This is a genomic window from Bradyrhizobium sp. DN3, assembly GCF_041357655.1.
GTDB lineage: Bacteria > Pseudomonadota > Alphaproteobacteria > Rhizobiales > Xanthobacteraceae > Bradyrhizobium.
This window is the reverse complement of sequence record NZ_JAULLN010000003.1, coordinates 68,169-81,258: the sequence shown is the minus strand read 5'-3', so window position 1 is coordinate 81,258 and position 13,090 is coordinate 68,169. Positions and strand designations below refer to the sequence as shown.

16 protein-coding genes are annotated in these 13,090 nt (G+C 64.0%); 11 read left to right on the top strand and 5 right to left on the bottom strand.

Annotated features, from left to right (window positions below):
• Positions 1 to 46 precede the first annotated feature (46 nt).
• Positions 47 to 349, top strand: a complete 303-nt coding sequence (locus AAE027_RS05745; RefSeq protein ID WP_027575377.1) for a hypothetical protein — start codon at positions 47 to 49, stop codon at positions 347 to 349.
• A 5-nt stretch (positions 350 to 354) separates the two neighbouring features.
• Here AAE027_RS05745 and AAE027_RS05740 read toward each other — a convergent pair whose 3' ends face one another.
• Positions 355 to 588 carry a hypothetical protein gene (locus AAE027_RS05740; protein ID WP_128933659.1) on the bottom strand — a complete coding sequence of 78 codons (234 nt, stop codon included), beginning with the start codon at positions 586 to 588 and terminating at the stop codon, positions 355 to 357.
• Between the two features lie 250 nt (positions 589 to 838).
• Between AAE027_RS05740 and AAE027_RS05735 the strand changes: the two genes are divergently transcribed.
• From AAE027_RS05735 to AAE027_RS05725, 3 genes are all read left to right on the top strand, one after another.
• Positions 839 to 1,426: a formyltransferase family protein gene (locus tag AAE027_RS05735; RefSeq protein ID WP_370987251.1), complete on the top strand. Its 588-nt coding sequence runs from the start codon at positions 839 to 841 to the stop codon at positions 1,424 to 1,426.
• 173 nt (positions 1,427 to 1,599) lie between these two features.
• Positions 1,600 to 1,950, top strand: a complete 351-nt coding sequence (locus tag AAE027_RS05730; RefSeq protein WP_091897812.1) for a hypothetical protein — start codon at positions 1,600 to 1,602, stop codon at positions 1,948 to 1,950.
• Positions 1,895 to 2,440, top strand: a complete 546-nt coding sequence (locus AAE027_RS05725; RefSeq protein ID WP_165405230.1) for a hypothetical protein — start codon at positions 1,895 to 1,897, stop codon at positions 2,438 to 2,440. The genes AAE027_RS05730 and AAE027_RS05725 overlap by 56 nt, the downstream gene beginning before the upstream one ends.
• A gap of 49 nt (positions 2,441 to 2,489) precedes the next feature.
• Here the strand turns inward: AAE027_RS05725 and AAE027_RS05720 are convergent, their stop codons facing one another.
• Positions 2,490 to 2,888 (bottom strand): RidA family protein, encoded by a 399-nt coding sequence (locus AAE027_RS05720; RefSeq protein WP_370987250.1) that lies wholly within the window; start codon positions 2,886 to 2,888, stop codon positions 2,490 to 2,492.
• Between the two features lie 149 nt (positions 2,889 to 3,037).
• On the opposite strand from AAE027_RS05720, the gene AAE027_RS05715 reads away from it, so the two are divergent.
• Both AAE027_RS05715 and AAE027_RS05710 read left to right on the top strand, forming a co-directional pair.
• A complete protein-coding gene (locus AAE027_RS05715; protein ID WP_370987249.1) occupies positions 3,038 to 3,913 on the top strand; it encodes a DMT family transporter in 876 nt (291 codons plus the stop codon).
• 202 nt (positions 3,914 to 4,115) lie between these two features.
• Positions 4,116 to 5,546: a caspase family protein gene (locus AAE027_RS05710; RefSeq protein WP_128933654.1), complete on the top strand. Its 1,431-nt coding sequence runs from the start codon at positions 4,116 to 4,118 to the stop codon at positions 5,544 to 5,546.
• A 240-nt stretch (positions 5,547 to 5,786) separates the two neighbouring features.
• Here AAE027_RS05710 and AAE027_RS05705 read toward each other — a convergent pair whose 3' ends face one another.
• Both AAE027_RS05705 and cysK read right to left on the bottom strand, forming a co-directional pair.
• Positions 5,787 to 6,029 (bottom strand): BrnA antitoxin family protein, encoded by a 243-nt coding sequence (locus AAE027_RS05705; RefSeq protein WP_128933653.1) that lies wholly within the window; start codon positions 6,027 to 6,029, stop codon positions 5,787 to 5,789.
• 3 nt (positions 6,030 to 6,032) lie between these two features.
• Positions 6,033 to 7,010, bottom strand: a complete 978-nt coding sequence (cysK, locus tag AAE027_RS05700; RefSeq protein WP_370987248.1) for a cysteine synthase A — start codon at positions 7,008 to 7,010, stop codon at positions 6,033 to 6,035.
• A gap of 221 nt (positions 7,011 to 7,231) precedes the next feature.
• Between cysK and AAE027_RS05695 the strand changes: the two genes are divergently transcribed.
• Complete coding sequence (locus tag AAE027_RS05695) at positions 7,232 to 7,450, top strand: hypothetical protein (RefSeq protein WP_370987247.1); 219 nt, start codon at positions 7,232 to 7,234, stop codon at positions 7,448 to 7,450.
• Between the two features lies 1 nt (position 7,451).
• Here the strand turns inward: AAE027_RS05695 and tgt are convergent, their stop codons facing one another.
• On the bottom strand, positions 7,452 to 8,597 hold the full coding sequence (tgt, locus tag AAE027_RS05690) for a tRNA guanosine(34) transglycosylase Tgt (RefSeq protein ID WP_370987246.1): 1,146 nt from the start codon (positions 8,595 to 8,597) through the stop codon (positions 7,452 to 7,454).
• Positions 8,598 to 8,814: 217 nt separating this feature from the next.
• Here tgt and AAE027_RS05685 point away from each other — a divergent pair, with 217 nt between their 5' ends.
• From AAE027_RS05685 to AAE027_RS05670, 4 genes are all read left to right on the top strand, one after another.
• Positions 8,815 to 9,999: a patatin-like phospholipase family protein gene (locus AAE027_RS05685; protein ID WP_370987245.1), complete on the top strand. Its 1,185-nt coding sequence runs from the start codon at positions 8,815 to 8,817 to the stop codon at positions 9,997 to 9,999.
• A gap of 135 nt (positions 10,000 to 10,134) precedes the next feature.
• A complete protein-coding gene (locus AAE027_RS05680; RefSeq protein ID WP_370987469.1) occupies positions 10,135 to 10,878 on the top strand; it encodes a TetR/AcrR family transcriptional regulator in 744 nt (247 codons plus the stop codon).
• 251 nt (positions 10,879 to 11,129) lie between these two features.
• Positions 11,130 to 11,732, top strand: coding sequence for a PepSY domain-containing protein (locus tag AAE027_RS05675; RefSeq protein WP_249761516.1), 603 nt, complete (start codon positions 11,130 to 11,132; stop codon positions 11,730 to 11,732).
• 228 nt (positions 11,733 to 11,960) lie between these two features.
• Positions 11,961 to 12,998 (top strand): aspartate-semialdehyde dehydrogenase, encoded by a 1,038-nt coding sequence (locus AAE027_RS05670; protein ID WP_370987244.1) that lies wholly within the window; start codon positions 11,961 to 11,963, stop codon positions 12,996 to 12,998.
• Positions 12,999 to 13,090 lie beyond the last annotated feature (92 nt).

Sequence of the window (13,090 nt, the reverse complement as noted above, 5' to 3'; positions counted from 1 at the left end):
TGATCGCCGCTAGATCAGGGCGGATCCTCCGCGCCGAACATCAGCCATGGCCGACCTCAACGCCGTCCTCACCAGGCTCAACGACCGTCTGCTCCGTCTCGAGGGCGAGCTGTTCGTGCTGCGCTCGCTGGCACGCGCGACGCTGACGGCAGGCGATGATCACGCGGCGCGCATGCGCAAGCTGGTCGAGGCCGCGAAAGTCGCGCTTGACGACGAGGCCAAGCGTCCGCTCGACAAGCCGACGCGCAAATATGTCGATGCGGCAACCGCACTGGTGGAAGAGCTCCTGGTCGAGCCGACCCCGGCGCGGCCGCTGTTCACGGTCATCGACGGTGGCCGGCGCGACTGAACGGTTCAGACAGGAGATGATGGACCGAGACCCGCGCTTTCGGCCTTCAGCCGGCTGAGGCCTGCCTCGATGATTGCGATCTCCTCGTCGATCTGGCCGATTGGCAGGCTGAAATCATAGCCCGACCTGCTCTTCAGATCGACGGCGAGCCGCTGCCGGTGCATCATCAGCTCGTCGAGGCCACGCCGGTTCTTCAGTCGGACATAGGTGTCGACGATCTGCTCAATCGCGCTGGGCATGAAATCGGTCCCGGCCAAAAGGCCCGCGCGGCGCACCCACGCCGGCGAGACATTCTCAGGTCGCGGTACGCAATACAAATCCGCGACGGATTCGTCGATACGCCAGGCTGGTTGAGAACGTATTACCATCAGATGATTTCGTGATGCGCTGTGCATTGTTGATAACCCGCGCAAACGCAGCGCGGGTGGTGACAGGACGTCCGGACGTGTTATCGGGGGATGACGCAGCTGCGAGACAGATCGGACACCCATGCGCATTACCCTCGTCGGCTCCCGCCATTTCGGCGTGACCACCCTGAACATGCTCCGGGAGCACAGTGTCTCGATCGTGCGGGTCGTGGTGGCCGATGCAGAGGATCGCCTCGCCGCTGCCGCCAGGGCGGCCGGCATCGAGGTGGCGGTCCAGGCCAATCCGAAGCTGGTGGTGGCCTCCGAGATTGGCCCCGATACGGATCTGATCATCACGGCGCACAGCCACGCCCGGATCGGCAAGGACGCGCTCGCCGCCGCCACGTATGGCGGGATCGGCTATCACCCTTCGCTATTGCCGCGCCACCGCGGCAAGGCGGCCGTGGAATGGACCATCAAGGAAGGCGATCCGGTCGCCGGCGGCACGATCTATCACCTCGCCGACCGCATGGACGCGGGCGCCATCGCCGCCCAGGACTGGTGCTTCGTCAAGAAGGGCGAGACGGCGCGGGACCTCTGGGAGCGCGCGCTGGCGCCTCTCGGCCTCAAGCTGCTGGCCGACGTGATCGACTACATCAAGGTTCACAAGGCGCTGCCGGCCAAAGTTCAGGACGAGCAGTTCGCGACCTCGGCGCCGAGTCTCTACTGACGTTTTACCCTTAACGTGAACCCGCGTTGATTCTGCTTCGAAAATCGGAGCCAAGAACCCAAATAAACCATTGTTCCCACAGGAACAATTTTCGATTTGGCATCGCAACAAATTTCCGTCACATTTCGTCCGAATAAACGTCAGCATATCAGACAAGTTCAAGGACGGAATTCATGCGTTTTGGTCGCATTGCGGTGTTCTGTGCCGCCTCAGTTTTCGCCGGCACCCTCGCCGCTCCCGCCTTCGCCCAGGGTCCCTATGACGGCAATTGGCAGGTCACGATCGTGACCAAGAGCGGCTCCTGCGAACCGACCGCAAGCTCCATGCTGACGGTTGCCGACGGCAAGATCACCGCGCCCGGCGCTAACGTTTCCGGCACCATCGGCCGTGAGGGACTTGTGAAAGTTTCGATCAATGGTGCATATGCCAACGGTCAACTCAACGGCAACGCCGGATCGGGGAAGTGGAATGGAGCATCTGCAGGCATACCATGCAGCGGGCGGTGGGAAGCATCGCGCCAATAAACCAACTGAGGCTCGCGCTAGAGGCCGGCGGCTGCTGATCGCGGCCGCCGTTTTGTTTGCGGCAGGTATCGCTCACACTGAAAGCAAAGCCCAGGCCGGCCCGTTTGCCCCGATGGCAGGCAGTTGGAGCGGCGGCGGTACTGTCATCCTCGATGACGGCTCGACCGAGCGGATTCGCTGCCGGGCCAAATACGCCCCGATCGGTCCGACCATGGAAATGTCGCTGACCTGCGCCAGCGACGCCTACAAGTTCAACCTCGGGGCCAGCGTCAAGGCAGAGGGCAGCGCCATCACCGGCAACTGGTCCGAGGCCAGCCGCAATATCAGCGGCTCGCTCCAGGGCCGCGGCGGCGGCGGAAACTTCGAGGTGGTCGCCTCCGCCGCCGGCTTCAACGCCAATATCGCGTTGAGGACGAGCGGCAACAAGCAGACCGTCACGCTGCGCGCCGACAGCCAATTCCGCGGCGCCAATATCTCGATGACGCGCTGAGCCAGATCACATTCAAGACCATCGACCCGGCGACCTCGCCGGGTCTTTTTTATGCATTCGGCACGAACGCCGTGACCTCGATCTCGACCTTGGCCCGCTCGTCCACGAGACCGCCGATGTAGAGCAGCGTCGAGGGCGGGAAATTGCGTCCCAGCGTTTCCTTCCAGGCCGCGCCGATGCCGGCCCCGGCGGCCTCATACTCGCTGCGGCTGGCCAGGTACCAAGTCAGGCGAACGATGTGCTCCGGGCCCGCGCCGGCCTCGCCCAGAAGCTTGATGATCCGCTTCAGCGCGGTCGCAACTTGCGCCGCCATGTCGGGCGCGTAGTTGCCGCTCTCGTCGCCGCCGGTCTGCCCGGCCAGCACCACCCAACGCCCCGGCCCGTCGACCACCACGCCATGGGAAAAGCCGCGCGGTTTTTTCCAATCGGCCGGCTGCAAGATGCGCATGAGCGAAGATCTCCCGATTTTCTCGTTGTTCGCTGACGCCTTAGCACACCGAGCTGCATCGCTGCATCCGCAGATTTGACCGTTGCAAACCGCAGCGATGTCGCTGATACCGGCTTTCCCCTCAGGCACGATTTCCCGCACTCACACCTATGACCGCGACAGCGTCCAAATCGATGGCTGCACTTTGGATGGCCGGCTGGCTCGCGCTGATGCTGGTCATGGCGGTTGCCGGCCGCGAGACCACGAGCGAGCTCAACGTCTTCCAAATCATGGAAGTGCGATCTGTGATCGGGTTGTTCCTGCTTCTGCCCATCATCTACCGCGCCGGGGGCTTCAAGGCGGTCGCGACCAAACGCCTGCCGCAGCACCTCGCGCGCAACGGGGTCCACTATTTCGCGCAGCTCGGCTGGTTCTACGCACTGGCGCTGATCGGGATCGGCCAGGTCGTCGCGATCGAATTCACCATGCCGATCTGGACGGCACTGCTGGCCGCAACTTTCCTGTCCGAGCGCATGACCGTCTGGAAGATCGCCGCCGTCGTACTCGGCATCGTCGGCGTCGTCATGATCGTGCGGCCCGCCACCGGCGAGATCAATCCGGGCCAGCTGATCGCGCTTGGGGCCGCGATTGGCTTCAGCATCTCCATGATATTGGCGAAGTCGCTGACCCGGACCGAAAGCGCATTGTCGATCCTGTTCTGGATGATCGTCGTACAGATGGTCGTCGGCCTGCTACCTACGCTCTACGTCTGGACTTGGCCGTCGGCCTCCATGTGGGGTTGGCTCTTCGTCATCGGGGTCTGCGGCACATTCTCGCACTACTGCCTCGCCAGCGCGCTCCGGTACGCGGATGCGACCATCGTGGTGCCGATGGACTTCCTGCGGGTTCCGCTCACGGCAACCGTCGGCTGGCTGTTGTATTCGGAGCGCCTCGACACCTTGACCGTACTGGGCGCTGCGCTGATCCTGTGCGGCAATCTCCTCAATTTAAGGCCCCCATCGGCGGTTCCGGCCCGCGCGCAGTGAACCTCGCGCCACCTCGCGCGACAAAACGAAGTGGCCGTGTGATTTGGATCACGTTGGGGAAGCATTCCATCGTGCACATTCGGCCACACAGCAGCGGGTTGAAGGCAGCGGACCGCCGTTTTGGTGGCGCGAAGTCGGGCACTTCGTGTAGGTTCGTTGCCAATTTGTTGCTGCCTGCAATTCGATTCTGGGGGATTTCAGAATGCGCTATCTCACCCTCCTCGCTTCGCTGATGTGCATGGCACTGTCGATCAGTGCTGCGAAGGCTGACCGCCGCGTCGCCTTCGTCGTCGGCAACGGCTCCTACAAGAACGTCGCGCAATTGCCGAACCCGCCGATCGACGCCAAGGCGATGGCGGCGACGCTGCGCAATGTCGGCTTCGAGGTGATCGAAGGGTCCAATCTCAGCCGCGACCAGATGACGGAGAAGCTGCTCGATTTCGGCCGCAAGGCGCAGGGCTCCGACATCGCGCTGTTCTATTATGCCGGCCACGGCATTGCCGTCAGCGGCACCAACTATCTCCTGCCTGTCGACGCCGACATCAAGTCGGAGATGGACGTCAAGCTAGGGGCCGCCATCAACATCGACCTGACGCTCGAGCAGACCATGGGCGACGCCAAGGTCAAGCTCGTCTTCCTCGATGCCTGCCGCGACAATCCGTTCGCCGCCAAGATCAAGTCGAACTCGGCAACCCGCAGCGTCAACGTCCAGAGTGGTCTCGCCGAGATGAAGTCCGGCGAAGGCACGCTGATCGCGTTCGCCACCGGCCCTGGCCAGACCGCGCTCGACGGCCAGGAGGGCAACAACAGCCCGTTCACCCGTGCGCTGATCGACAACATCACCAAGCCCGGCGTCGAGATTCAGCAGGCGATGACGTCGGTGCGCGCCCAGGTCAATGAAGAGACCCGCAAGGGCCAACTGCCCTGGGGCCACACCAACCTGACCGGCTCCGTCTATCTCAACCAGGCCCCGGCAACGCAAGTCGCCAACGCGGCGCCGACCGCGGCCGGCACCGTGCCGGCGGCAACCGGCGGCGGCTCGGACGGTGTCGAGCTCGAATATTGGCGCTCGGTGAAGGAGTCCAACAAGCCGGAAGAGCTCAACGCCTATCTCGCCGCCTATCCGAACGGTCAGTTCAAGGCGCTGGCGCTGGCACGCCTTGCCGCGATCAAGAGCGGCCCCTCGACCGCGACCCGCACGCTCAACGCTGGTATCGATCCCGCGACCTTTACCGACGAGGCCACCCAGCTCACCGAAGACCAGATCGGCCTCGACAAGAACCAGCGCCGCGACGTGCAGCGTCGCCTCACCGGCCTCGGCTTCGACACCAAGCAGACCGGCGTGTTCAGCGACGAGACCCGCGCCGTGCTCAAGCGCTGGCAAGCAGCGCGCGGCTATCCTTCGTCCGGCTACCTCAATAAGCACCAGCACAAGGCCCTGCTCTCGGAGATCGTGGCCGCACCGCCGACCGCCAGCGATAACAGCCAGAAAGCGGCTCGGCGCGCCAGTGCCCCGCCACCCAGCAGCGCGCCGGCACCGGCTCCCCAGCGCAGCAGCCCCGGCGATGCTGCCGGCGCGGCCTTCGTGGGTGGCGTCGTCGGCGGTATGATGGGCGGCATGTTCCGCCGCTGAGGCAGGACGCCGATCTCCGAACCAAAAAGCCCGGCTCGCGCCGGGCTTTTTCTTTGGTACGACGGTGTCGCAGCATGCTCCGTCATTGCGAGGAGCTCGCGACAAAATTGCAGAGCAATTTTGCGCTGATGCGACGAAGCAATCCAGGCTGTCACCGTGGAAAAATTCTGGATTGCTTCGCGGAGCCTGTCATCGGGCCGCGCTTCGCGCGGACCCGTTGGCTCGCAATGACGACGTTGACTACGACTTCCCCGCGGCCTTCCGCAGCGCCTCGTTGATGCGGTCCTGCCAACCCGGCCCGCCCTCCTGGAAGAACTCCAGCACGTCCTGGTCGATCCGCAGCGTGACCTGCTCCTTGACGCCGGGAACGGCGGTTTGCTTGGGCGGCGCCACGGCGACCTTGGCCGTCACCTTCTTGAATGCCGCCTCGGCCTCCGTCCTGGCATCGCCCAGCGTACGCGGCCGCCTCGGTTGATCCGCCATGTCCTAGATCCCCTCAAATAGAGCCGTGGAAAGATACCGCTCGGAGAAGGACGGCACCACCGCCAGGATGGTTTTACCCGCAGCTTCGGGGCGCTTGCCGATCTGAAGCGCGGCCGCGATCGCGGCGCCCGAAGAGATGCCGCCCGGAATGCCCTCATGCCGCGCCAGCGCGCGCGAGGCCTCGATTGCCGTCGTCGAATTAATCTTCACGATCTCGTCGATCACGGAGCGATCGAGGATGTCGGGAACGAAGCCGGCACCGATGCCCTGGATCTTGTGCGGGGTGTGCTGGCCGCCTGACAGCACCGGGCTCTCCTCCGGCTCGACCGCCACCACCCGCAAGGAAGGTTTGCGCGGCTTCAGCACCTGGCCGACGCCTGTGATGGTGCCTCCGGTGCCGACACCGGCGACGAAGATATCCATGCTACCGGCCGTGTCGTTCCAGATCTCTTCCGCCGTGGTGCGGCGGTGCACTTCGGGGTTGGCGAGATTCTTGAACTGCTGCGGCATCACCGAGTTCGGCGTCGTCTTCAACAGTTCTTCCGCGGCGGCAATGGCGCCGTTCATGCCTTGGGCTGCCGGCGTCAGCACCAGTTCCGCACCGAGAAAGGCCAACATCTTGCGCCGCTCGATCGACATCGACTCCGGCATCACCAGTTTGAGCCGGTAGCCGCGCGAGGCCGCAACGAAGGCAAGCGCGATTCCGGTATTGCCGGAGGTCGGCTCGATCAGCACGGTGTCGGGCTTGATGATGCCCGCGTTCTCCATGGCGATGATCATGGCCGCACCGATGCGGTCCTTCACGCTCGCGGCCGGATTGAAATATTCAAGTTTTGCCAAAATGGTCGCGTTCACGCCGTGCATGCCGGGCAGTCGTTGCAACCGCACGATCGGCGTGTCGCCAAAAGCATCGACGATCGAGTCATAGATCCGGCCGCGGCCGGGTTGGTGCGCTGCACCCGTCTTGGACGACGCGTCCATGATGAACTCCCTGTGGCAACAATCTGCGCTTTCACGGCTCTCGCGCAGTTACGGACAGCTTGCAGCGACACGCAAGCGACAATGCGGCACATGTTAAATACGCTGCATCGCAAAATCACGTGAGCTGCAAATATTCAGAAAAGCAACGCATTTGTGTTGCGACCTCGTCAACTGATTCTGCTTATGTTAGACTTAGGTCTCAAAGCAGGGAGGTCACCACGATGTCAGCAGCTGCTGAAGTGTTGTCGACCGTCGCGCTGAACCGCTATCCGCGTTGCAGCGAGTTGCCTACCTGTCCGGTCTGCGCCGACTCCATGGTCGCCGCCGAAGCATCTGCCTACGTCTCCGACCACGTGATCAGCTATCTCTGGACCTGTGACAATTGCGGCTATGGCTTCGTGACCAAGCATGCCGTCAAGCAGCGCTTCGTCTGCAATTAATCTAGCGCGGGGCTATGTCGCCCCTCGTCCAGTCCTCGCGCGTACGCTGATAGAACTCCTCGAACTTTCCCTTTGCGATCGCGTCCCTGATGCCCTGCATCAGGGACTGGTAGTAAGCGACATTGATCTCGGACAGCAGCATCGCCCCCAGCGTCTCGCCCGCCTTGACGAGATGATGCAGATAGGCGCGCGCGCAGCTCCGCGTCGACGGCCATGAGCTCTCTTCATCGAGCGGACGCGGATCGTCGGCGTGGCGCGCGTTGCGCAAATTGACCTGGCCGAAGCGCGTGAAGGCGACGCCGTGACGGCCATTGCGGGTTGGCATCACGCAATCGAACATGTCGACGCCGCGCTTGACTGCCTCGAGGATGTCGTCGGGCGTGCCGACACCCATGAGGTAACGCGGCCGCTCTCTCGGCAGCAATGGTGCGGTCTCGTCAATCATCGCCAGCATCACCGCCTGCGGCTCGCCGACGGCAAGGCCGCCGATCGCATAGCCGTGGAAGCCGATCTCGACCAGGCCTTGCGCGCTGGCATGGCGAAGCTGCGGCACGTCGCCACCCTGCACGATGCCGAACAGCATGTAACCGGCGGGCGCGCTCTCGAAGGCCCGCTTGCTGCGCTCGGCCCAGCGCAGCGACAGGTGCATCGCCCGCTCGATGTCGTCGCGCTCAGCCGGCAGCCGGACGCATTCGTCCATCTGCATGGCGATATCGGAGCCGAGGAAGCGCTGCACCTCGATCGAGCGCTCCGGCGACAGCTCGACCTTGGCGCCGTCGATATGCGAGCGGAAGGTGACGGCGTGCTCGCTGACCTTGCGCAGATCCGCCAGCGACATCACCTGGAAGCCGCCGGAATCCGTCAGCATCGGCCCGTTCCAACCGGTGAATGTCTGCAAGCCGCCAAGCGCCGCAATCCGCTCGGCGCCGGGCCGCAGCATCAGATGATAGGTGTTGCCGAGCACGATGTCGGCGCCAGCGTCGCGCACCTCACGCCAGTTCATGCCCTTCATGGCGCCCGCGGTGCCGACCGGCATGAAGGCCGGCGTTCTGACCGTGCCGTGTGGCGTGGTCAGACGCCCGGTGCGCGCGGCGCCATCGGTGGCGAGCAATTCAAAGTGATTGGGAAGATCATTGTCGGGATTCATGGCGGTGCTTATTGCGTGTCGGAGAAGGCCGATCAACCCGCGCGAACCACGCCAAGGCTGGCTTGTGCCTCAGACTGGGACACAATTGGAGCGGATATTGGTGCCCGTTGCTCTTGTTAAACAAAACGATACAGTGTAGTTTTATCTTGGGGGCTGGACGAGATTGCCGCGGCGAATTTGCCGGCGGCGGTATAAGCGTGATCGCCAGCCACCGACGATGCCCCTCCCTTCAAGTTCGACCGATATTCCCGGCCTCTCGCAGGGCTGGATAAGGCGGATAGGCGTCCGCCTGGCCGGAGTCCTGGTCCTGACGTGCAGCCTGGCGCTCGGTGCCTGCACGTCCCTGCCCCGCACGCCCTATACGGCCGCCGAAGCCAGCACATCGCGTGTGCTCGATATCGATGGCCTCCGGCGCTACGCCGACGAGCCCGTCACGAAATTCAGCTTCGAGAAGGACAACAGCACCGCGACCAAAACCTATCTGGCACTATCCGGCGGCGGCGCTGACGGGGCCTACGGCGTCGGCGTGCTGAACGGCTGGACCGCGGCCAGAACCCGTCCCACCTTCTCGGTCGTCTCGGGTGTCAGCACCGGCGGCCTGATCGCGCCGTTTGCGTTCCTCGGCTCGCAATATGACGACACGCTGAAGGAGGTCTACACCAGCGGTATCGCCGAGAGCCTGCTGAACGATCCCAGCATCATGCGGGTGCTGTTCGGATCCGGCCTGTTCGGCAACACGCGGCTGCGCGAGCTCGTCGCCCGCTATGTCGGGCCCGAGATCATGGCGCAAGTCGCGCGCGAGAATGCCAGGGGCCGGAAGCTGCTGATCGTGACGACCGATCTCGACACTCAGCGGACCGCGATCTGGGACATGGGCAAGATCGCCGCGGTCGGAACGCCCGAGGCGCTAAACCTGTTTCGCGACCTGATGGCGGCTTCCGCCAGCATTCCCCTGGTGTTTCCGCCGATCATGATCGACGCCGAAGGCCAGGGCCGCAGGTTTCAGGAGATGCACGTCGATGGCGGCGTGACGGCGCCGGTGCTGACGCTGCCGGAAGCCCTGCTCTTCCAGGGCAGCCGCCTGCCGGGCAACGCGAAGATGGACATCTACATTCTCGTCAACAAGAAAATCGAACGCAATTTCGAGCTCGTCTCCAACAGCACCATCGACGTCGCCTCGCGCAGCCTGTCGTCGATCACCCAGTCGCAGACGCGTTCGATCATCTTCTCGACCTATGATTTCGCCAAGCGCAACCGCCTGGGCTTCCATCTCTCCTACATCGCGCGCGACTATCCGGCGGCTCCCTCGGAAGGGTTCGACACTGCCTATATGCGGGCGCTGTATCAGTACGGATATGACAAGGCGGCTTCCGGCCAGGCCTGGACATCGACGCTTCCGTGATCCCGCGTGACGGAACGAGGCCATACGGAAACCGTTGAGGATACGGCCAATTCGGCCAGATTCGCGATGACGCCCCCGCTCCTGCGCGATATAGAGCGAATGACTGATATCACGACCGCGCAGGAATCATTGGGCATGGGATTGACTGCGACCAAGACAAGAACCGCCGCGCCACGACGCGAGGTGCCGAAATCGCGCGGCGGCCGGCCGACGAAAACCGCCGCCATCGAGCGCGATCAGCGGCTGATCGAGGTCGCCACGCGCCTGTTCCTGGATCGCGGCTTCGACGCAACCTCGCTCGACGCGGTTGCGGAAGCGGCCCGCGTCAGCAAGCCCACCGTCTATTCCCGCTATGGCGACAAGCGCGGCCTGTTTGCCGCCGTGCTGAGGCGCGAGATCGCGCGCTGGCTTGCGCCACTGTCGGCTGCGGCAGAGACGCAGCTCTCCAGCGCCGCGAACATCTCGGTCGAGCAGCGGCTGGTCGAAATCGGGCGCGAGATGCTGACGTTCACCTGCGGTCCCGACGCCGTCGCCTTCAGCCGCATGATGACGTCACAGGCCATCAACTTCCCTGACGTCGCCAAGCTCGGCAAGGAGGAAGGCTGGCTCAAGGCCGTCGCCACCACGGCGCGCTTCTTCGACCATTTGGTGGCACAAGGCGCACTCGATGTCGAAGACACCACCATTGCCGCCGAGGTGTTTCTCGACGTCGTCGTCGGTCACACCCACCGCATGGCGACGTTCGGAACGGCGCTGGAGATGAAGGCTGCGGAAAAGCGGATGCGGGCGGCGATCAAGCTGTTCCTGGCTGGCGCGCTGGGACCCGCCGACCGCATCCAGAGCGCCGCAAAGAGCCCGCAGCGGCGCCCGTCCCGCTGACAATTCCGTGAGCGCGCGATCTATCCCCCAGGGAACCATGGCCTTGCCATTGACCAAAATAAAACGATACGGTATGGTTTAGTTACAAGGCGAGGCGGACCGCTTTTTCACCAGCCCCAAAGAGGTCCGTCCCGCTTCGATCGTCGTGCCGGGTACAGCCCGATGCGGCGTTCCGCGGCCGACCGATGCCCAAGGTCGGCCGCGAATTCTTTACGATCATCCGGCACACTCGCTGGCCGAGGGTTTCGAGCATGACGACAGCCAAACGATGGACCTCGCAACTGCTTGCGATCGCCTTGCCCGCGCTGCTCCTCGCCGCACCGGCACAGGCGATTGTGACGGCGGGCACGCCGACCGCGCTTCACAGCGACACAGATAGTGATGCAGAAGCGGACCGCCAGGCGGTCAGCCGCGAGATCGAGCGCTTTCGCAGTTCGTCGATCTCGATCAGCCAGGCCATGGCGATCGCGGAAGGCCGGCACGCCGGCGCCACGACGGCGGATGTGAGTTTTGACGGAGCCTCCGGTGTGCCGGTCTACCGCGTGAAGACCCTGCACAACGACCGGATCTGGCGCCACACCATCAATGCTTCGACCGGCGAGCTCGTCGGCGGCGAAGCCGCCCTTCCGCTCGCCGAGCTCGACCTTGAGGACCGCAGCAACCTCGCAGCGCTCGGCGCGATCAGGCATCGCCTCGCGGATGCCGTGCGCGTCGCCGAACGCGCGGCCTCGGGCAAGGCGATCAGCGGCGGGCTGGTGCGCGAACGCGGCCGGCTCAATTTCGCGATCGTCGTGATCAGCGGCGACGACCTCAAGGAGGTCATCCTGGAGCCGCCGGGCGCACGGGCCAAATAGCGGCAGCCCCGGCATCGACCGGAGGCGAAAAGCCATTGACGGCTGCAAGACTCTCCCGCATAAGTCGCCGCCATGTTCACGACCACCAAACGCACGACCAAAACCACCACGGCCTCAGGGGCCCGGGGAGGCGTGCGCGCGTAGGTCGTCGACTTAAACGCATCAGCTCTACCGAAGCCCCGCCCTCGATGGTCCGGGGCTTTTTTGTTGTCTAAATTCTCAATGCAAATGGAGGACAAAGTGAGTAACGATCCCGTCGTCGCGATTGTCGGCGTCACCGGTGCGGTGGGCGCCGAATTCATCGCCACCATGGACAAACGCGGCTTTCGCGCCGGTAAGCTCAGGGCGCTGGCCAGTGCCCGCTCGGCCGGCAAGACGGTGTCGTTCCGCGGGCAAGAAGTCGTCATCGAGGAATTGACCGAGCGTTCCTTCGAGGGCGTCGACATCGCCCTGTTCTCCGCCGGCGGCAGCATCTCCAAGAAGTTCGCACCGATCGCGGTCAAGGCCGGCGCGGTCGTGGTCGACAACTCCTCCGCCTTCCGCATGGACCCGAACGTGCCGCTGGTGATCCCCGAGATCAACGCGAACCGCATCCGCGATCACAAGGGCATCATCGCCAACCCGAACTGCGCCGCGATCACCGCGCTGGTGCCGCTGTGGCCGATCCACCAGAAGAATCGCATCAAGCGCGTGATCATCGCGACCTATCAGGCGGCTTCCGGCGCCGGCGCCGCGGCGATGGAGGAGCTCGTCGAATCCACTCGCGCCAATCTCAACGGGCAGGTCTATACGCCCAAGGTGATGCCGCACCCCTACGCCTTCAACCTCTTCAACCACAACACGGCGGTCGACCCTGACACCGGCTACAACGACGAAGAGACCAAGGTCATCCACGAGACCCGCAAGATCTTCGAGGACGAAACCATTGCAGTCGGCGTCACCTGCGTGCGCGTGCCGGTGCTGCGCGCCCATTGCGAGGCCATCACCTTCGAATGCGAGAAGCCGATCACCGAGGACCAGGTCCGCGCTATCATGGCGCAGGCGCCCGGCGTCAAGGTGGTCGACGACCGCGCCAAGAACTACTTCCCGATGCCGATCGATGCCTCAGGCCAGGACGACGTCCTGGTCGGCCGCATCCGCAAGGATCTCAGCGACGCCAGCGGCCATTCGATCTCGATGTTCGTGGCGGCGGATCAGCTGCTCAAGGGCGCGGCGCTCAACGCGGTGCAGATCGCCGAGCTCTTGCCGCAGCGGGTGATGGCGTAATCGGAATCGTAGAGCCTGTGAGCCAATTCGTTTGTTTCGGCATGAACCTCAAGGGGCGTTAGCGTCCCTTGAGGTCGAAGCCGGCGGCGTCA